This is a genomic window from Campylobacter sp. US55 (assembly GCF_004378955.1).
Lineage (GTDB): Bacteria > Campylobacterota > Campylobacteria > Campylobacterales > Campylobacteraceae > Campylobacter_D > Campylobacter_D jejuni.
Window position 1 is genome coordinate 35,820 of the sequence record NZ_RYYF01000001.1, and the last position, 18,670, is coordinate 54,489.

Genomic DNA, 18,670 nt, shown 5'->3' on the forward strand with positions numbered 1-18,670 from the left:
TAAATTTCATGTTATAAAGGAAATATAATGATTGATTATCATCAAATAGAGTCGCGTTTATCGACTCTTGAAAAGCTTCCTTCTTTGAAAGACAATGATAGTATTACAAAAGCATTAGAAAAGTCAGGTTTTTCTAGAAGGGATTTTATGAAATGGGCAGGTGCTATGACGGCATTTTTGGCTTTGCCAGCGAGTTTTACTCCTATGGTGGCAAAAGCTGCTGAGCTTGCTGATAGGCTTCCTGTTGTGTGGCTTCATATGGCTGAGTGTACAGGCTGTAGTGAGAGTTTGTTAAGAAGTGATACTCCAACGATTGATAGTTTGATTTTTGATTATATTTCTTTAGAATATCACGAAACAGTGATGGCTGCAGCAGGTTGGCAAGCTGAAGAAAATTTAGAAAGTGCCATTCAAAAGCATAAAAATAAATACATTTTAATGGTTGAAGGTGGTATCCCTATGGGTGATACGGAGCATTTTTTAACCATAGGTGCACATGGAAAAACAGGCTATGAGCTTTCAAAAATGGCAAGTGAAAATGCTTTGGCGATTTTTGCTATAGGAACCTGTTCTAGCTTTGGAGGAATTCAAGCCGCAAGACCAAATCCTAGCAACGCGCAGCCTTTAAGCAAAGTAACAAGTAAAACTGTGATCAATGTTCCAGGCTGTCCTCCAAGCGAAAAAAATATAGTGGGTAATGTACTTCATTATTTATTATTTGGTGAGTTGCCAGCACTTGATGTGTATAATAGACCAAAATGGGCTTATGGTTTAAGAATTCATGATCTTTGTGAAAGACGCGGACATTTTGATGCGGGTGAATTTGTACATGCTTTTGGAGATGAAGGAGCAAAACAAGGTTTTTGTCTTTATAAAGTAGGTTGTAAAGGACCTTATACTTTTAATAACTGCTCAAGAGAGAGATTTAACCAGCACACTTCTTGGCCTATTCAAGCAGGGCATGGTTGTATAGGTTGTTCTGAGCCTAATTTTTGGGATACTATGGGACCTTTTGAAGAGCCTATGGCTAGTCGTAAATTTGATACTGTTTTTGGTTTGGGTGCGGATAGTGTTTCAGATAAAATCGGTATAGGTGTGCTTACACTCACAGGCGTTGCTATAGCAGCACACGCAGTTATATCTTCCATGCAAAAAGATAAGGAATAAAAATGAGTCAAAAAATAATCGTAGATCCTATTACAAGAATTGAAGGGCATTTAAGAGTTGAAGTTGTTGTTGATGATAACAATGTGGTAAAAGAAGCTTATGCGGGCTCTACTTTGTGGCGTGGTATTGAAACCATAGTAAAAGGGCGTGATCCAAGAGATGCGGGTTTTATGACGCAAAGAATTTGTGGAGTTTGTACTTTTTCACATTATAAAGCAGGTATAGTTGCTGTTGAAAATGCTTTAGGTATTACTCCGCCTTTAAATGCGCTTTTAACAAGAACTTTAATGAATGCAGCTTTATTTTTACACGATCATATTGTGCATTTTTATCAACTTCATGGGCTTGATTGGGCTGATGTGGTAAGTGCTTTAAGTGCTGATGTTAAAAAAGCAAGCGATGAAGCTTTTAAATACACTTCAAATCCTTATGCAACAGGTGCGGATAAACTTCTTGAAGTGCAACAAAGACTTAAAACTTTTGTAGATAAAGGAAATTTAGGACCTTTTGCTAATGCGTACTATGGTCATCCAACTTATCGTTTAACTCCTGAGCAAAATTTAATCGTTCTTTCTCACTATCTAGAATGTTTAAGAATTCAAAGAATCATTGCTCAATGTATGGCGATTTTTGGAGCTAAAAACCCACATCCACAAAGCTTAACCGTTGGTGGTGTAACTTGCGTTATGGATTTACTTGATCCTGCAAGAATGGGTGAATATATGGTTAAATTCCAAGAAGTGCAAGACTTTGTTAATCGTGCGTATTATCCTGATCTTGTGATGGCAGGAAAAGCTTATGCACATGAAGCAAGTGTTTTAAATGATATAGGGGTAAATAATCTTTATACCTTTAAAGAATTCCAAATCGGAAGAGATGAATGGCTTTTTGAAAGTGGTATTATCAAAAATGGAGATCTAAGCAAGGTTTATGAAGTAGAAGAAGCTAAGATTACTGAAGAGGCAACTCATTCTTGGTATGCAGACAATGAACCTTTACATCCTTATGATGGCAAAACAAATCCAAATTATACAGGACTTGTAGATGGAGAAAGCGTAGATCATCATGGAAATAATGTCCATTCTAAAGTGTTTGATACTAAGGGTAAATATAGCTGGATTAAAGCTCCACGCTATGAAGGAAATCCTATGCAAGTAGGACCTTTAGCAAATATCGTTGTAAATTATGCTAAAGGTAATCAAAATGTTGTTCCTGTGGTAGATGAGTTCTTAAAAGAAACAGGACTTCCTTTAAATGCTGTATTTAGCACACTTGGAAGAACAGCTGCTCGTTGTATTGAAGCAAAAATCGTTGCAAATAATACTTTAAAAGCGTTTAATAATTTAGTTGAAAATTTAAAAGTAGACCAGAGTACTTGTGCTCCTTATGTGATCGATAATTCTAAAGAATACAAAGGACGCTATATGGGGCATGTGCCACGCGGAACATTAAGTCATTGGTGTAGAATTAAAAATGGCGTCATTGAAAACTGGCAAGCTGTGGTGCCTTCTACTTGGAATGCAAGTCCAAAAGACGCAAATGGCGTAGGTGGAAGTTATGAGCAATGTTTGATAGGACTTAAAATCGCTGATGTAAAACAACCGCTTGAAATCATTAGGAAAATTCACTCTTATGATCCTTGTATTGCTTGTGCGGTGCATGTAATGGATGCTAAGGGTAATAATCTAAGCGAATATAAAGTGAATGTCAATTTATAAAGGAGGCTTTCATGCAAAACAAAGAAGAAAAATTGCAAAGAAAAGCTGAATATGAATTTAGCATAGGTTTGCGTTTAACGCACTGGGTAAGAGCTATTGCTATAGTGATTCTTATTGGCACAGGGTATTATCTTTCTTATGTGTTTCAAAGTCCTATTAGTAACGGTGAACCCGTAAATTTTATGCAAGCAAAATATCGTTTAGTACATCAAGCGGTGGGTTTTATTTTAATTGCTTGTATTATTTTTAAGGTATATTTGTTTTTCTGCGATAAGGTAAGTGCAAAAGAACGCAGAAGTGTATGGGATATTTTTAATATCAAATTATGGATAGAACAAGTAAAATTTTACATTTTCTTAGGAAAACACCCGCATTTAAAAGGGGTTTATAATCCTTTGCAATTTGTAACTTATTTTTTCTTTTATCTTGTGATGTTAGGTATCATTCTTACAGGGCTTATTCTTTATACTCATACTTATCATGAGGGCTTAGGTGGGCTTTTATATCATATTTTAAGACCGCTTGAAGCTGCAATGGGCGGCTTGGCTGATGTAAGAACTTATCATAGAATTTTGATGTGGGTGATTATGATTTTTATACCAGTACATATTTACATGGCGATTTTTAACGCAGTAAAAGGTAAAGATGGTGCTATGGATGCTATTATTAGCGGATATAAATATGTAAAAGAAGAAAAGCATTGAAATTCTTAGTCCTTGGAATAGGCAATATCATGTTTGCAGATGAAGGCTTAGGCGTTCATCTTTGCAAGCAACTTGAAAAAAACTACAAATTCACTCATCCTGAATTTACTTTAGATTTTGTTGATGGTGGAACCTTGGCTTTGCAACTTAGCTACATCATCGCTCGATACGATAGACTTATTGTTTTAGACTGCATAGAAGCACAAGATGCGAGTATAGGAGATGTGTTTTTCTTTCCTTATGATGCCATGCCTAATAAAATTAGCTGGAGTGGAAGTGCCCATGAAATAGAAATGCTTCAAACCTTACAGTACATGGAACTTGCAGGAGATTTGCCTAAAACGCACATCTTAGCTTGTGTGCCAAAGCGTATTGAAGCAATGAGTTTTAAGATCTCAGATGAGCTTATACAAGGGGCTAAAATCATGGAAAAAACTTTTCTTGATTTTTTAAGCAAGGAAGGTTTTACTTATGAAAAGATTGCGGATTTTTCTTTGCAAGAATTAGCTGATATTTCTTATAAAAATTACTAAATTTTTGTTCTAAAATTCATAGCTTTATTTAAAGAGATTAAATCCACATTTTCTAAATTTACACCACTTGGAATTCCTTGAGCGATTTTACTAAAAGTTAGGTTTAAGCCTTTAAATTTATCTTCTATAAAAAAGATAGTTGCATCAGAATTAATGCTATGTGTCAACGCAAAAATGAGTTCAGAGGTATTTAGTTTAAGTATGATTTGCTTTAGTTTTTCAAGTTTTTCTTCACTTAAGTCATCTAAAACAAAATATAACCCATTGTAGCTTTGACTCTCTTCGAGTGTTAGTATATCTTTTGGACTTTCAACTATACATAAGATGTTTTTATTTCTTTCTTCATCACTACAAATTTCACAAAGCTCATTTTCGCTTAAAGCACCGCATTGCTCACAAGGTTTTATAAAGCGGATAGCATTTTCTATATTGTGTGCAAGTTTCATACCATCGATTTGATTATTTATGCAAAGGTGATAAGCAAGCCTTATGGCGGTTTTTTTTCCTATGGTAGGTAAATTCGCGAAACTTTCAACAAGTTCGTTGAATTTTTCTAGGCCTTTTGCCATTATTTTTCTTTATCTCCAAAGAAAATTTTAAAGCAATGTTTTCCATCATCATAAAAATAAATCAAATCAAAATTATGCAGTTTGCATACTTCTGAAACTATATAAAGTCCTAGCCCCATACCTTTGACCTGATTGTGTTTTTCTCTTGTGAAAGCTTCAAGATAATGTTCTATAGGCTCTGCTAAAGGCTTGCCTGGATTTTTAATGGTAAAACATTCTTTGCAACAAAAAAGCTCACAAGCGCCATTGTTTGAGTATTTTAAGGCATTATCGATAAGATTTTTTAAAATTACAGAGAAAATTTCCATATCAACATTGATTAAAGCATCATATCTTATATCGACTTTTACAACTTTATTAAAATCATCTCTCATAAGGTGTTCTTTAGCTTCCTCAAGTATAGTGCTAAAACGACTAGGTTTAAAGTGTAAGTTGTAGTTTTTTGAAAATAAATTTTCGATTTTGGCAAATTCATTGATCAAAGAATCCATGCGTAAAAATATAGCGATAAGTCTTTCTTTTTGTCTGTCTTCTTTGATCATTTCAGAAATGATTCTCCCTTTTCCTATAGGGGTTTTTAACTCATGCATAATTGTTCTTAGGAACAGTTGTCTTGATTGGATTAATTCTTGATTTTTTTTGAAAGCTTTTTGAAATTCAAAGGCGATTTTACCTACTTCATCTTCTTGATAGTCTAAAAAATCAGGTTGCTCCCCATTTGCAACTTTAGCAACTTGCCTTCTTAATTTTTTTAAAGGTTCTAAAGATTTTAATACCGAAAAATACATAAAAACAACCATCAAAGAAAAAGAAAAAAATCCTATTAATAAAAGATTATAAACTCTATCACTAGTATTTTCTTCATACAAGCCATCAAAATCTTTACATTGAACATCAAAATAAAGATTGCTATGATATTTTAAAGAAGAAAGGGTGCAAAATTCTCCATTTGCTTTAAAAAGTGATTGTCCATTATTTCTTATGCTTTTTACAAGATAGGGATTTTGTATAGTATTAAAACCGCTATTTTCAAGATAGGAACCTATTTTAGTGCCTGAAGTGTTTTCATAGGAGATGAGTAAATTTTTTATAAGATTTTCTTGTTTTAAACTTTCTTCTTCGTTGTAAGCACTTCCTTCTATTTTCAAAAGAACGATAAAAAGCACACAAACTAAGAAAAAAGTAACAACAAATAAAATAATTAGTTTGGTATAAATAGAATAATTTTTTGTCATCCTATTAGTTTATATCCTATACCTCTAACAGAAAAAATATGTTTTGGAGATTTTGAACTATCTCCTATTTTTACTCTTAAGCGACCGATGATAACATCGAGACTTTTAGAATCTTTATCTTTTAGATTTTTACAGCGACTTACAAGCTGTTCTCTTGAAACGCTATATCCGTGCTGCTGGATAAGATATTCTAAAATTTCAAACTCAGCAGGAGTAAGTGTTAAAACCTTATCTTCATAGGTAATCTCATGCCTTCTTTCATCGATTTTGAAAGCGGAGTTAATATTTTCATTATTTGCGTGTTCAACTCTTTTTGTGCGACGAATAAGACTCATAATCCTTGCATACATTTCTTTTGGATCGTAAGGCTTTGGTAGGTAATCATCGGCACCAATTTGAAGACCTACAACCTTATCGCTTAAGTCGCCTCTAGCTGATGAGATGATAATGGGAATATTGCTTTTTTGTCTGATTTCTCTACAAACTTCAAGACCATCAATTCCTGGTAAAGTTAAATCCAAGATTAGGCAATCATAGCCTTGAACGCCTACATTTAAGGCGCTTTTAGGATTTTCAAAATTTGTGATTTTAATATTAAACTGCGCTAAATACTCAGATAATAATTGCGCAAAATCAGGATCATCTTCTATCATCAACACATTAATCATTTTAGTATCCTTTAAATTTTATCTAAGATTTATAATATTTGCATAATTTTATTTAAAATTTGATAAATTATTGATTTTATTTTTGCTAAAATTAGATTTTTGAATTTTTAAGATTAAAATTCTAGCAAAATTTTAAATTTTTTAAAGGAATAATGTGGAAATAAGTTATTATGAAATTCTTGAAATCACGCAAAATGCTGATAAAGAAACCATAAAAAAAGCCTATAGAAAAATGGCTTTAAAATACCATCCCGATAGAAACCAAGGCGATAAAGAAGCAGAAGAGAAATTTAAGCTTGTTAATGAAGCCTATGAGGTTTTAAGTAATGATGAAAAGCGAGCTATTTATGATAGATATGGAAAAGATGCTTTAAAAGGCGGTGGATTTGGTTCTAGTAGTTCAGGTTTTGGTGGTTTTGAGGATTTAGGAGATATATTTTCTAGTTTTTTTGGAGAAGGCTTTGGTTCATCATCACGTCGTAGAAAAAGTTCAAATGATGAGAAAATCCCTTCAGATTTTATCGTTAATTTAAAATTAAGTTTTAAAGAAGCGGTTTTTGGTTGTAAGAAAAATATAGACTTTACTTATAAATGCTCTTGTAAAACTTGCAATGGAACAGGGGCTAAAGATGGAAAACTTCAAACTTGTCCAAAGTGTCAAGGTAGGGGACAGGTTGGAATTTCTCAAGGTTTTATTACTTTTGCACAAACTTGCCCTGATTGTCAAGGAAGTGGAGAAAAAGCTAGTGAAAAATGTAGCGATTGCAAAGGTTTGGGTTATAATGAAAGCAAAGATAGTGTAGAACTTAATATCCCAGAAGGTGTAGATACAGGTATGAAACTTCGTGTCAATGCTAAAGGAAATATCTCAAAAAATGGTACTAGAGGGGATATGTATGTTAAGATCATTGCTGCTGAAGATGATACTTTTATCAGAGATGATGATGATATATATATAGAATTTCCAGTGTTTTTTACTCAAGCTATCTTAGGAGAGAGTATAAAAGTGCCTACTATACGCGGTGAAGCGACTTTAAATTTACCAAAGGGTGCTAAAGACGGACAAAGATTTATTCTTGAAAAAGAAGGGGTAAAAGATGTTCATAGCTCTCGCATAGGAAATCAAATCGTTCAAATTTCTATCAAATTCCCAACTTCTTTAAATGATGAACAAAAAGAACTTTTAGAAAAACTAAGTGAAAGTTTTGGTATCAAAGATGGTATGCATCAAGAGCAAAAAGGACTTTTTGAAAAAATCGCTAATTGGTTTAAATCTTAATTTTCTCAAAGCTTTTTAGCTTGGGAAAATCTTTTGTATATAAATTTAAGTTTTAAAAATCAGGCATAAAAAAAGCGGAGTAAAACCCCGCCTTGAAGTTAGACTTGAAAACTTCTTAGAATTTGTAAAGAGCTTGAAGTCTTACAGTGCTATGATCAGCACTTTCTTTAGTGTTTACACCTTCATCTAGGTTCACATAAGAATAGAATGCTGAGAAGTTAAGTTTTGGAGAGTATTTGTAATCTACTCTTGCAACAGCTTCAAGTTTTTTACCGCCACCTAAATGATCAACAGTTTCTGTTTTTGTTCCACCGTATACGAAGTCAGCACCAACGCGAACTGTTTCGTTGAAAGTATATCCAGCAGTTACATAACCGAAAATATTTCTACCAGTGTCGCCATTTAGTCTTGAACCAGTAGTATAGAAAATTTCCTCACCTGCAAGTAAAGAACCAATATTGCCTTGATCTTCGATTACAACTGTAGAAGCTTTTTCTTTATCACCATAGTATAAACCACCAAGACTAGCATCCCAACCATTTAATTCAACACTACCTCTTAAAGCAAATAAGTTACCATTAGTATGTGTAGCTTTATCAAGTTCGCTATCAATGCTATTTCCTAAGTAAGCACCTTCAAGTGTCCAGTTGATTCCATCAAAGATGGTAGTGCTATAAGCTGCATCTACAGCATAAAAGAATGCTACTTGATCCCAATAAGCTAACCATAATTGTGGGTTGAATTGTCCACCTAAGAATTCATAAGAACCTACAGCAGCACCACCATAAAGATTTCCAATTGAATCTAATTTAAAAGGAGCTGACTTATCAGTAGATGATTTATTACTATGTCCTAATAAATCCGCACCTTGTTCTTCAGCCATGAAGCTATCTACAGCAAAAGCAGCTAGAGTTAAACCATCGATGCTGTTATTTACTACTTTAACACCTGTTCCAACTAAACCATCGATACCATTGTCTGTCCAGATAGTGTTTAGTTGTTGTTTACCAGCGATTACACTTGTAGCAACATCTTCATTTGTATAAGTTAAGTATAATTGACGAACAAAAAGTCCTTTTTGGGCATTTGTTGCGTTATCAACACCAGTGCCACCATCAGCAGCATTATAGTCAAATTGAACAAAAGCTTTGAAGTTATCAGCTATAGCAGCACTGAAGTTAACTTGTGCTCTATATTTGTGATCTTGTTTGCTGTTGTTTAAATTTGAGTTGTTAATGAAATTTTTATCAAAATTACCTGTATCGTATCTGTATCTTAATACACCCGATACATCAACATCTTTAATCGCTTCTTCAAGTGGAGTAGCGTTAGCTGCTGAAAAAGCACCTGCAGCAAGAGCTGCAACTAAACTAAGTTTAACTAGTTTCATGAGAATTCTCCTTGTCAAAATTAATAAAACATCATAATTGTAGCACATAAATTTGGAGTTTTTTCTTAAGAAGCACTTAAAATAGTAAAAATTTTAAATCCGAAGGATAAAAACATCTAAAGAAAAGCCTAGCTAAAGGGATTTAAGCTAGGCGTGTAATTTTAAGGAGTTTTTCTTATGAATGTTTTTCGGTTCATTTAGAAGTATAAGCCTGAAAAGTAAACGAGAAGTAATATATAGTTGTTTTAAATTATTTTGATAAAAAAACAAGTAAATTTTTACAAGCTAGGGATAAAATTTTATAAGTTTCATCAAAATTCCCGCTATACCAAGGATCAGGGACTTCATCGTAGTTTAGACTAGGACTAAAATCAGTGATTTTTAAAATTTTGTTTTGGGTGTTGGTGAAGTTTTTTAAAATATTTTTGAAGTTAGAATTGTCCATAGTGATTAAAAAATCGCTTTCATCGCAAAGTTTTTGAGTGAGTTTTTTGCTTGTGAAGTTTTTGTGTTCTATATTAAGTTGAGCAAGTTTGTTTTTGGTGCCATAGTGCATACTTTCTCCATCGTGTTCTCCTGAAGTTCCAGCACTGCTTATAAAAAATTCTTTTTCTAAATTTGCTTTTTTGACAAGATCTTTCATGATAAATTCTGCCATAGGCGAACGGCATATGTTGCCTAAGCATATAAAGAGTATTTTTTTCATTTTTATCCTTGAGTTTTAATTAAAAATTATAAAAAATATCATACAATAAATCCATGGAAAATTTCAATAGAACTTTGCTCGTGTGTTGGTTTGGTGTTTTTACCACAAGTATGGGGCTTAGTCAAATCGCTCCGATTTTGCCTTTTTATATCAAAGAACTAGGACATGTTGATACGAGTGAAATAGCGTTTTATTCAGGACTTGCTTTTGGGGTCACTCCGCTTTTTATGGCTGTTTTTTCACCTTTGTGGGCTTTTTTGGGCGCAAAGTATGGTTATAAAAATATGCTTCTTCGTGCAAGTTTTGGAATGTCGGTTTTAACCTTATGGCTTAGCTTTGCTCATAGTGCCTTAGAAGTGGTTTTTGTGCGGGGTTTAACAGGGATAATTTCAGGTTTTACTTCTGCTGCTGTTGTGTTTATCGCCGTGATAGCGCCTAAAGAAAAAGTGGCTTATGCTTTAGGAACTCTTTCTACGGCTTCTATAAGTGGAAGTTTACTTGGACCTTTGTTTGGTGGCTTTGTGGCTGAATTTTTTAGCATTAGTGCGGTTTTTGATGTGGTGGCTTTTTTGATCGCTTGCTCTTTTGTGACGATTTATTTTTTCATCCATGAGAGAAAAATTCAAAAAGAGGCGAAGAAAAATACTCAAAAAGTGAAAGAAAACAAAACCCTTATCATCGTTCTTTTTATCACTACTTTTGTGATACAATTTGGTACTTTTGGAGTGATGCCGATTTTAAGTATCTATGTTGAGCAAATTCATCAAGGTGGAAATTTGGCTCTTTGGGCGGGTATAGTGGTGGCTGCAAGTGGGATTAGTAATCTTTTTTTCGCACCAAAACTTGGAAAAATCGCTGATAAGATAGGGCCTAGTAAAATTATTTTTGGAGCTTTGATATTTTGTGGAATTTGCTTTTACTTACAGGCTGTAGCAAGTAATGTTTATATGCTTATTTTCGTGCGTTTACTTATAGGTGTAGGACTTGGAGGGCTTTTGCCTTGTGTGAATGCCTTGCTTAAAAAAAGTGTGAGTGCTAAAAATTTAAGTGTGATTTTTGGTTTTAATCAAACTTGTCAATTTTTGGGAAATTTTTGCGGTGCTTTTGGCGGAGGGCTTATGGCTTCTCATTTTAGCGTGGAATTTGTTTTTACTTTTGTGTGTTTGATTTTTATCATTAATGCTTTTATTTTCTTGGCGTTTGAGAAAAAATATATCTTTTCAAATCAAGGTTTATAAATTTAGAAAGGTTTAAAATGGAAATGATTTTATTTGTTTTAGTGATGATTTTACTTGTGCTTTTGTTTGTAGTGCTTTTTAGGCAGTATAAAAGCCCTAAAATAGAAGAAAAAAGCACGCAAAGTTTTAGCGATATCATGCAGCTTAAATCCATAGGAGAATTAAGTGTTTTTCAGGTTTTTAGCAAGGAGATTGTCACTAAAAAAGATAGTGCTTTTAATGGAATTTGGAAAAATCTTTTAGGGTGGTCTTTGAGTGAAAGGCAGATTGCTTTGATTTTTGAATTTGAGATCACTTTCTTGTATGATTTAAGGGATAAAAACTTTGATATTTTGCCTTTAGGGGACGATGCTTATAAGATCATCATGCCAGAGTGTAGATACAAACACAGCATCATAGATATGAAATTTTATGATGAAAAAAATGCTAAATTTTTACCTTTTTTACTGCCTGATTCTATCAATAGTACGGGGATTAGTTTTAGTGAAAGTGATAAAAACAAACTCATAAAAGAAGCCAAAGATGAGGTTAAAGACTTGTCTTTAAATCTTATCCAAAATTTAGAAAGCAAAATTCATAAAAGTGCTAAAGATACTTTAGAAGCTATTGCTAAAGGTTTTGGGGCTAAGAGAGTGGAATTTGAATTTAAGGATAACACACAAAAGCTAGATGTAAACTAGCTTTTTTCTTTTCTTGCTTGGGTAATGCTTTTTCCACCTAGTCCGTAATTATCCGTATCGATTTCATCGATAATTACCACAGTCGAGCTTTTATTTTTGTTTAAAACCTTAGCAAGCAAATCCGTTACTCCTGCGATAAGCTCTTGTTTTTGTTCTGTTGTAGGTTCTCCGTTTTCTTTGGTGATGCGTATATTTATAAAAGGCATTTTTAACTCCTTAAAATTTTATAATTATTCTAAAATCTAAAAAATTAAAATATTCTTTTATTTTGTAAATTTTTTGATTATTTCATAGTTTTGTAAAAGCTGTTCAAAAGAAAAATTTAAATTTGCAGGAGAAGTTGAGGGTAGAGCTATGGCTTCTAAGTGAGGGTGGAATTTAACAAAAAATCTATAAGCACTTTGTCCTGTAGTAAAAATGGCTTGAATTTTGGTTTGAGAAAGGATTAGGTTTAAATCATTGGCTTTTGCATAACTTATGGTTTTATCATCTGAATTTTTTATCTTGCAACTTTGAAGTACATCCCAAAGAGCGATATGTTTTTTTCTTAAAAAGGCTTGTTGTTCTGTGATATTTTCTAATTTTACATCAAAAAGTGTTTCTAGTATAGGCCAAAAACGATTTCTTGGGTGTTGATAATAAAAGCCGTCTTGTCTTGATTTAATAGAAGGAAAAGATCCTAAAATTAAGATTTTAGAATCTTTGTCAAAAAAAGGCTCAAAAGGATGAGTTAGAAATTCACTCACTCACACAAATCCACAGAAATTTTTCCGTTTTTAATTTCGCTAATTTTAACTTTTAAGCTTTGGTTTTCGCTTAAATTAAGATGCTTGCTTTTTGAACTATGCAATAAACCATCAACACCATTTTTAAGTTCCACAAAGGCTCCAAAAGGAGCGATTTTTTTAACAATACCTTGAAATTCTTGCCCAAGTTCAAAGCCTGATATATCTTTGTCTTTAGAGCCTTTTTTAGTTCCTTTTTGAGAGCTTGTGATGTTTATGATGTAGTCTTTTGCGGCTTTGATTTGCTCGTTTTGACTACCTGCTATTTTTACTTCACCTTTTTCGCGATCTAAGTCTATAGAAACGCCAAATTTTTCTATGATTTCTTTGATGGTTTTTCCAGCTTGTCCTATGATATCAACGATTTTTGAAGGATCAACGCTAAAAAGCTCAAGTTTAGGTAAAACTTCTTCATTGACTATGATTTCTTTTACAGCTTCTTCCATGATGTTTAGGATGTGAATTCTTCCTTCTTTGGCTTGATATAAAGCTTGTTTTAGTGTTTCTTGATCGATTCCGCCTAGTTTTATATCCATTTGAAGAGCAGTAACGCCGTCTTTGCTACCAGCTACTTTAAAATCCATATCCCCATCATGATCTTCAAGTCCCATAATATCTGTTAAAACAGCATGCTTGTTATCTTCAAAGATAAGCCCCATGGCTACTCCTGCAACAAGTTTTAAGCTTGGCACTCCTGCTGCTTTTAAGGCTAAAGATCCGCCACAAACCGTTGCCATAGAACTTGAGCCATTGCTTTCTAAAATTTCACTGACTAAGCGGATTACATAAGGATAGTTTTCATCCACGCTTGGATAAAGTGCTCTTTTGGCTAAATTTCCATGTCCTAGTTCTCTTCTTCCTGGAGCTTTGATAGGACTTGCTTCGCCTACTGAAAAACCTGGAAAATTATAATTTACCATAAAGCGTTCGCTTATAGGATTTTTTTCTGTAAGCAAGTCTATCATTTGAGCATCGTTTTCTCCGCCTAAGGTTGCAACAACTAGAGCTTGAGTTTGTCCACGAGTGAAAAGACAAGAGCCATGAGCGTTTGGCAAGATATTGGTTTCTATACTGATAGGACGAACCTCGTTTAAACTTCTACCATCAGCTCTTTTGCCTTCATTTAAAATTTGCTTACGAATAAGTTTGCGTTTGACTTTAGCTAAGGTATTTAAGACACTTTCTTCGCTCCAGTCTTTAGCGATTTCAAGATTTAAAATTTCTTTAGCGATTTTATTTAGTTCGCTTGCTCTTTCGCTTTTTGCCATTTGATTGATAGCTTCTTTGATTTGTTTTTGGAAATTATTTTCTATAAAAGCTAAAATTTCAGGATGTTCAATCTCATTTTTTAGTTCGATTTGAGAATTTTTTTTGTGTTTGCTAAAGGCTTCTTCATAAGCATTTGAACCATTTAATATAGCTTTTTGAGCTAAATTTAGAGCTTCTAAAATTTCATCTTCGCTAAGTTCATTCATATTTTGTGAAGTGGTTCGAGTTAAAACATCAGCATAAGGAGCTTCGATAAAGATTTCATTTTCTTTTTGATCAGGTAAGGTTCTCATTTCTATCATCAAAAGCTCATCTTTTACACCTGCTACATAGAGGTCTAGGGTGCTATTTTGAAGCTCTTCATTGTTTGGATTGAGTATGAAATTTCCATCTATCTTTCCTATACGCACACTACATACTGGAGCTTTCATAGGTATATCACTAAGATAAAGTGCCACGCTTGCGGCATTTAAGCTCATTACTTGCAAATCTACTTTAGGATCAGCTGAGAGAACCATCACAACGATTTGAGTCGGATAAGCATAGCCTTTTGGAAAAAGAGGGCGTAAGCTTCTATCAATAATGCGTGCTGTTAAGGTTTCTGCATCGCTTGGCTTGGTTTCTCTTTTGACATAACCACCAGGAATTTTTCCTGCGGCATAAGCTTTTTCGATGTATTGGACGGTTAGAGGTAAAAAATCTTCTTCAACTTGTTTTTCTTCTCTTGCAACTGTAGCTAGAACAACGCTTTTGCCTTGTCTCATTAAAACAGCACCGGCAGCTTGTTTGGCGATTTTATCTATATCAAATATTTCTGTATTTTTGTTAATTTCTATGCTGTATTGCATTATTTTTCCTTTTTTACCAGATAATAAATTCGTAAAATTTTTTAAAATATTTAGCAAATTTCATCCTTTTTAAATTTTGTTTTCACTTTCTGCTAAAGAGAAATCGTATTTTACTCCTCCTAAAGGATAGAAGTTGAAAATAAAATAAACTCCGCTTTGATTTTTAGCTGTGATACCACCACTTGTGAGTTGTGGATCGATTCTTTCTCTATACATTACAGAATAGTTCCAACACTTTCTTTGGTAGGTGTAGCCAAGTTCCCACATGTTTGCATGAGCTCTTTGAGTATCAAACCAAATTCCACCAAATAAATTGTAATTAGGTGTGGCAATATAATTTGCTCTTGTACCAATAAAGCTATATTTTCCATACTCATCGTTTTGATAAGCATGAGAAAACATCCAATTAAATTTTGAATTTGTATTGACTTCTATTTGGCTGATGACATTGGTAAAGCGACTTTGCTCATAAGAGTAAAGCACTTCGCTGTTGAGATTGATGTTTTCATTAAAATAATAAGTTAAAAGATTTTCAAGTTCATAGAATTCGTTTTGTTTATTGAGATAGTCAAGTGAAATTCTGTGTTTGAGTTTTTTTTGTCCTTCGTTGTTATAGAAATACTGCACAGCATAAAGACTTGTATGTTCGTTTTCTTTGTCGTATTCTTCAAGATAATCTTGCGTGATTTTACCTGATTTTGCTCCTGGTAAAACGTAATTCACCCCTAAATTTAAAGTATGAAAGAAATTTTCATAAGCTTTTGAAAGATCGGCGTAGAGATTAAAATCATGAGTGTTTCTGAAATAATGCTCATGGTTTCTTTCGGGATCGTTGCTATAATTTACAAAAGAAGCATAAAATTTTTCTGTAAAAGTAAAGTGTAAAAAATCTCCAAAAAAAGCATTGTGATACGAGATAGGCAAGTCTAAATTTAGCTCATTTGCATAAGAACCAGAAGGTCGGTAAAAATTATGAAATGAAGCATCAAATGAATAACGCAAGCGTTCATCAAAAAGGTTATTTAAAAATCTATGATATTGAAAGCTTGGATATTCTTGTAAGGTTGTATTGTTGTTAAGTTTAGATGTGTCGATATAATATCTTGCATAAGCTCCGTAAAAATTGTTTTCATCGGCTAAAAAATAATTGATTTTGGAGGTTACAAGCGAGTTAAGATCTCGATAATCCCTACTTCCTAAATTTAAATAATCCACATCGTTGAGATAGGTTGCATCTATCCATAGGCCTTCTTGAAAATTATCACTGAGTAAAGATTTAATTAAATCATCTCTTGAGTATTTTAGTTCTATTCCATAGTGGGTTTGATTTTTCAAATTTTCATCGTGAAAATAGGAGCTATTTTCCCTAAAAGCACCAAAATTTAATTCTCCTGTTGAATATGGAGAATCAAGAAATCTTAAAGTAGAATAAAGTCCAAAACCACGGTTTGTTCGAATTTGTGGATCAAGTTCTAAATCCCAATTTTCTTGAGTGGCTATATAAATAGGTTGTTCATAGTATAAGCCTTCGCTACTTTTTAAAACGATTTTTGGGATTAAAAGCCCGCTTTGTCTATGAGTATCAGCGCTAAATCCAAAATAAGGTAGATAAAAAACTGGGGTATTTTTAACATATAATCTTGCATTGTAAAGATGAACAAAATTGGTTTCCCGGTTAAGCCAGCCTTTTGAAAAACGAATTTCCCAATCAGGATCTTCAACATTGCAGCTTGAAACTGCTGAAATTTTGCTTTCAAAGACTTTATCATTTAGATGGCTTGTTTTGCTTTGAAACCATACTTCAAGATTGTTATTGGAAAAGAAAAAATTACTAAAATCGGCTTGATTGGAATTTAGGTTGATTTTAGCATAATCAGAATGCGATCTTTCGTTTTGTCCCCTTAGGATGTTAACATCGCCAAAAAGCTCAACATCTCCGGTTTTTTCATTGTAAATTGCTTTATTGGCAGTGATGAAATAAAAATCAGAAAAAATAATAACATCATTGTTTGCAGTAAGAATATCACCTTCTTTTTTTGCATCAAGAGCGTAAATATCAACTTGTGCTGCACTTAAAGCTATGCTAGTTCCTAGTAATAGGGAAAATTTACGCCACATCGACTACTATTGTCCTTGCTAGATAATCTTCCCAAGCTTTGCGTAAATCATTGCTTAAAGCCCAAGCAAATCCAAGCATAAATGCCATAGCACTAACCTGTCTTATGGCAGATCTGATGCAACTTTGGATGAGATTGGGTTTGTCAAGAAGATTTTCATCCAAGATGATAATTTTGCATAATATTTTTCCCAAACTCGCCCCATAAAGATAAGTAAAAATTGCTTGATAACTAAAATGAAGTAAGATGAAGCCAAGATAAAAATTTCCTATAATTTGAGTTGTTTCAAATAAATCTTTTGCTTGGATTAGACGATCATAAAAAATGATAAACACAATCAAAGAAATAACCATATCATCGATTAAAAAAGCTAAAACTCTTTTTCTAAAACTTGCTATTTTTAGATTTTCACGCTCTAAGCGGTCTTGTAAGTTTTCTTTCATTTAAGAACCTGATGAGCGATGTCTTTTCTGTATTGCTTTCCTTTGAAATTTACATTATCACAAAGTTTATAAGCATTTTTTTGTGCTTCTTCTATACTTTTTCCTGTGCCAACGCAAACCAAAACTCTTCCACCATCAGCCATTAATTTGCCATCTTCTAGGCTTACTCCAGCATAAGAGATATGAGAGTTTTCAGGAATGTTATTTACAGTAATTTCACTTTTTGGTGAACTTTTGTAAGGATAGTTTTCACTAGCGCATACAACCCCTACTGCAAATTCTTTTTTGATTTTGATTTTTGCGTGTCTTAAGCGTCTTTGAGTAGCAGCTAAAATAAGCTCTAAAGGATCTTCGATTAAAGGCATTAAAACTTCACATTCAGGATCGCCAAAGCGAACATTAAATTCTAATACATAAGGTTTATTTCCAACGATCATAGCGCCTATAAATAAAACACCACAAAATTCCGCTCCTTCTTTTTTCATGCCTGCTAAAGTCGGTAAAATAATATCTTTTTGAACTTTTCTAAGCAAGCTTTCATTCGCTAAAGAGCTAGGAGCGTAAGCACCCATTCCACCAGTATTTGGTCCTTGATCATTGTCGAGTAATTTTTTGTGATCTTGTGCTGCAGGAAGTAAAACAAAATCATTGCCATCACATACTGCAAAAATGCTTAATTCATAACCATCTAAAAATTCTTCAATTACAACGAGTTTTCCAGCATCTCCAAAGCTTTCTCCGCTCAGCATTTTAGCTGTTTCTTCTATGGCTTCTTTATGAGTCTTAGCTATGATAACACCTTTTCCTGCGCAAAGTCCATCGGCTTTTACTACTATAGGAGGGGTTAAACTATATATAAAATTTTTTGCTTTTTCAATGTCATTCGTGTTTAAAAATTTGGCTGTTTTGATACGGTATTTTTTAAGAAAGCTTTTCATAAAAGATTTTGAGGTTTCAAGCATTGCAGCAGCTTTACTTGGCCCAAAAATAGCAAGTCCTTGTTGTTTAAAAATATCTACAACCCCTTCAGCTAAAAAACTTTCACTTCCTACTATACAAAGATCAAAACCTTTTTCTTTTGCATAGGTTGCTAAAACTACTGGATCTTTTAGGTTTAAATTTGTTCCAAGACTTTCGGTAGCGCCATTTCCAGGAGCAAAATAAAACTCTAAATTTTTGTCTACTCTTCTTAAGGCTAAAGCAATAGAGTATTCTCTTGCACCACTACCCAAAATCATTATTTTCATTTATATCTCCTTTTAAACCCAAACAGCCGTTTAACAAAGATTGACCCCAAAAAGTCAAAGAAAACCGCTAGGTA

General features: G+C 33.4%; 18 protein-coding genes. 7 read left to right on the top strand and 11 right to left on the bottom strand.

From position 1 onward, the window contains the following. The first annotated feature begins 27 nt into the window (after positions 1-27). From ELQ07_RS00195 to ELQ07_RS00210, 4 genes are read left to right on the top strand one after another with little or no spacing between them, the layout of a single operon-like run. The gene (locus ELQ07_RS00195; RefSeq protein WP_002860472.1) at positions 28-1,167 is read left to right on the top strand and encodes a hydrogenase small subunit; all 1,140 of its coding nucleotides are present in this window, start codon (positions 28-30) and stop codon (positions 1,165-1,167) included. A 2-nt stretch (positions 1,168-1,169) separates the two neighbouring features. Beyond that, a complete protein-coding gene (locus ELQ07_RS00200; protein ID WP_096703103.1) occupies positions 1,170-2,885 on the top strand; it encodes a nickel-dependent hydrogenase large subunit in 1,716 nt (571 codons plus the stop codon). Positions 2,886-2,896: 11 nt separating this feature from the next. Then, positions 2,897-3,589 (top strand): Ni/Fe-hydrogenase, b-type cytochrome subunit, encoded by a 693-nt coding sequence (gene cybH, locus ELQ07_RS00205; protein ID WP_087684564.1) that lies wholly within the window; start codon positions 2,897-2,899, stop codon positions 3,587-3,589. Further along, positions 3,586-4,122, top strand: a complete 537-nt coding sequence (locus ELQ07_RS00210) for a HyaD/HybD family hydrogenase maturation endopeptidase (RefSeq protein WP_002933633.1) — start codon at positions 3,586-3,588, stop codon at positions 4,120-4,122. The genes cybH and ELQ07_RS00210 overlap by 4 nt, the downstream gene beginning before the upstream one ends. Here the strand turns inward: ELQ07_RS00210 and recR are convergent. The 3 genes from recR to ELQ07_RS00225 are packed head-to-tail and all read right to left on the bottom strand — an operon-like array spanning position 4,119 to position 6,594. Then, positions 4,119-4,691, bottom strand: a complete 573-nt coding sequence (gene recR / locus ELQ07_RS00215; protein WP_002901297.1) for a recombination mediator RecR — start codon at positions 4,689-4,691, stop codon at positions 4,119-4,121. The genes ELQ07_RS00210 and recR overlap by 4 nt on opposite strands. Continuing rightward, positions 4,691-5,926: an ArsS family sensor histidine kinase gene (locus ELQ07_RS00220; protein WP_134224571.1), complete on the bottom strand. Its 1,236-nt coding sequence runs from the start codon at positions 5,924-5,926 to the stop codon at positions 4,691-4,693. The genes recR and ELQ07_RS00220 overlap by 1 nt, the downstream gene beginning before the upstream one ends. Continuing rightward, entirely contained in the window at positions 5,923-6,594 is a 672-nt protein-coding gene (locus ELQ07_RS00225) for a response regulator transcription factor (protein ID WP_002861955.1), read from the bottom strand. Before ELQ07_RS00225 ends, ELQ07_RS00220 begins: the two co-directional genes overlap by 4 nt. Before the next feature lie 154 nt (positions 6,595-6,748). Between ELQ07_RS00225 and dnaJ the strand changes: the two genes are divergently transcribed. Further along, positions 6,749-7,873 carry a molecular chaperone DnaJ gene (dnaJ, locus tag ELQ07_RS00230; RefSeq protein ID WP_087684567.1) on the top strand — a complete coding sequence of 375 codons (1,125 nt, stop codon included), beginning with the start codon at positions 6,749-6,751 and terminating at the stop codon, positions 7,871-7,873. 115 nt (positions 7,874-7,988) lie between these two features. On the opposite strand, the gene ELQ07_RS00235 is transcribed toward dnaJ, so the two are convergent. Both ELQ07_RS00235 and ELQ07_RS00240 read right to left on the bottom strand, forming a co-directional pair. Continuing rightward, on the bottom strand, positions 7,989-9,263 hold the full coding sequence (locus ELQ07_RS00235; protein ID WP_134224572.1) for a major outer membrane protein: 1,275 nt from the start codon (positions 9,261-9,263) through the stop codon (positions 7,989-7,991). 250 nt (positions 9,264-9,513) lie between these two features. Next, the gene (locus ELQ07_RS00240; RefSeq protein ID WP_070301023.1) at positions 9,514-9,969 is read right to left on the bottom strand and encodes a low molecular weight protein-tyrosine-phosphatase; all 456 of its coding nucleotides are present in this window, start codon (positions 9,967-9,969) and stop codon (positions 9,514-9,516) included. Between the two features lie 53 nt (positions 9,970-10,022). Between ELQ07_RS00240 and ELQ07_RS00245 the strand changes: the two genes are divergently transcribed. Both ELQ07_RS00245 and ELQ07_RS00250 read left to right on the top strand, forming a co-directional pair. Further along, positions 10,023-11,207: an MFS transporter gene (locus ELQ07_RS00245; protein WP_070301021.1), complete on the top strand. Its 1,185-nt coding sequence runs from the start codon at positions 10,023-10,025 to the stop codon at positions 11,205-11,207. A 17-nt stretch (positions 11,208-11,224) separates the two neighbouring features. Beyond that, positions 11,225-11,887: a DUF4230 domain-containing protein gene (locus tag ELQ07_RS00250; RefSeq protein WP_002853958.1), complete on the top strand. Its 663-nt coding sequence runs from the start codon at positions 11,225-11,227 to the stop codon at positions 11,885-11,887. Here ELQ07_RS00250 and ELQ07_RS00255 read toward each other — a convergent pair. The 6 genes from ELQ07_RS00255 to purD form a co-directional block, all read right to left on the bottom strand. After that, complete coding sequence (locus ELQ07_RS00255) at positions 11,884-12,093, bottom strand: 4-oxalocrotonate tautomerase family protein (RefSeq protein WP_087684574.1); 210 nt, start codon at positions 12,091-12,093, stop codon at positions 11,884-11,886. The genes ELQ07_RS00250 and ELQ07_RS00255 overlap by 4 nt on opposite strands. A 57-nt stretch (positions 12,094-12,150) precedes the next feature. Next, positions 12,151-12,633: a DNA-deoxyinosine glycosylase gene (locus ELQ07_RS00260; protein ID WP_070316992.1), complete on the bottom strand. Its 483-nt coding sequence runs from the start codon at positions 12,631-12,633 to the stop codon at positions 12,151-12,153. Next, positions 12,630-14,789 (bottom strand): polyribonucleotide nucleotidyltransferase, encoded by a 2,160-nt coding sequence (locus tag ELQ07_RS00265; RefSeq protein ID WP_134224573.1) that lies wholly within the window; start codon positions 14,787-14,789, stop codon positions 12,630-12,632. Before ELQ07_RS00265 ends, ELQ07_RS00260 begins: the two co-directional genes overlap by 4 nt. A 69-nt stretch (positions 14,790-14,858) precedes the next feature. Continuing rightward, entirely contained in the window at positions 14,859-16,907 is a 2,049-nt protein-coding gene (locus tag ELQ07_RS00270; RefSeq protein WP_096703105.1) for an LPS-assembly protein LptD, read from the bottom strand. Beyond that, positions 16,897-17,349: an RDD family protein gene (locus tag ELQ07_RS00275; RefSeq protein ID WP_134224574.1), complete on the bottom strand. Its 453-nt coding sequence runs from the start codon at positions 17,347-17,349 to the stop codon at positions 16,897-16,899. The genes ELQ07_RS00270 and ELQ07_RS00275 overlap by 11 nt, the downstream gene beginning before the upstream one ends. After that, on the bottom strand, positions 17,346-18,596 hold the full coding sequence (gene purD / locus ELQ07_RS00280) for a phosphoribosylamine--glycine ligase (RefSeq protein WP_070316994.1): 1,251 nt from the start codon (positions 18,594-18,596) through the stop codon (positions 17,346-17,348). The genes ELQ07_RS00275 and purD overlap by 4 nt, the downstream gene beginning before the upstream one ends. Positions 18,597-18,670: the final 74 nt, after the last annotated feature.

Bases quoted from the DNA above. Each gene is read 5' to 3' on its own strand.
- ELQ07_RS00250 (WP_002853958.1), top strand. From the start codon at position 11,225: ATGGAAATGATTTTATTTGTTTTAGTGATGATTTTACTTGTGCTTTTG.
- purD (WP_070316994.1), bottom strand. From the start codon at position 18,596: ATGAAAATAATGATTTTGGGTAGTGGTGCAAGAGAATACTCTATTGCT.
- cybH (WP_087684564.1), top strand. From the start codon at position 2,897: ATGCAAAACAAAGAAGAAAAATTGCAAAGAAAAGCTGAATATGAATTT.
- ELQ07_RS00240 (WP_070301023.1), bottom strand. From the start codon at position 9,969: ATGAAAAAAATACTCTTTATATGCTTAGGCAACATATGCCGTTCGCCT.
- ELQ07_RS00225 (WP_002861955.1), bottom strand. From the start codon at position 6,594: ATGATTAATGTGTTGATGATAGAAGATGATCCTGATTTTGCGCAATTA.
- ELQ07_RS00275 (WP_134224574.1), bottom strand. From the start codon at position 17,349: ATGAAAGAAAACTTACAAGACCGCTTAGAGCGTGAAAATCTAAAAATA.
- ELQ07_RS00220 (WP_134224571.1), bottom strand. From the start codon at position 5,926: ATGACAAAAAATTATTCTATTTATACCAAACTAATTATTTTATTTGTT.
- ELQ07_RS00255 (WP_087684574.1), bottom strand. From the start codon at position 12,093: ATGCCTTTTATAAATATACGCATCACCAAAGAAAACGGAGAACCTACA.
- recR (WP_002901297.1), bottom strand. From the start codon at position 4,691: ATGGCAAAAGGCCTAGAAAAATTCAACGAACTTGTTGAAAGTTTCGCG.
- ELQ07_RS00265 (WP_134224573.1), bottom strand. From the start codon at position 14,789: ATGCAATACAGCATAGAAATTAACAAAAATACAGAAATATTTGATATA.
- ELQ07_RS00195 (WP_002860472.1), top strand. From the start codon at position 28: ATGATTGATTATCATCAAATAGAGTCGCGTTTATCGACTCTTGAAAAG.
- ELQ07_RS00270 (WP_096703105.1), bottom strand. From the start codon at position 16,907: ATGTGGCGTAAATTTTCCCTATTACTAGGAACTAGCATAGCTTTAAGT.
- ELQ07_RS00245 (WP_070301021.1), top strand. From the start codon at position 10,023: ATGGAAAATTTCAATAGAACTTTGCTCGTGTGTTGGTTTGGTGTTTTT.
- ELQ07_RS00200 (WP_096703103.1), top strand. From the start codon at position 1,170: ATGAGTCAAAAAATAATCGTAGATCCTATTACAAGAATTGAAGGGCAT.
- ELQ07_RS00235 (WP_134224572.1), bottom strand. From the start codon at position 9,263: ATGAAACTAGTTAAACTTAGTTTAGTTGCAGCTCTTGCTGCAGGTGCT.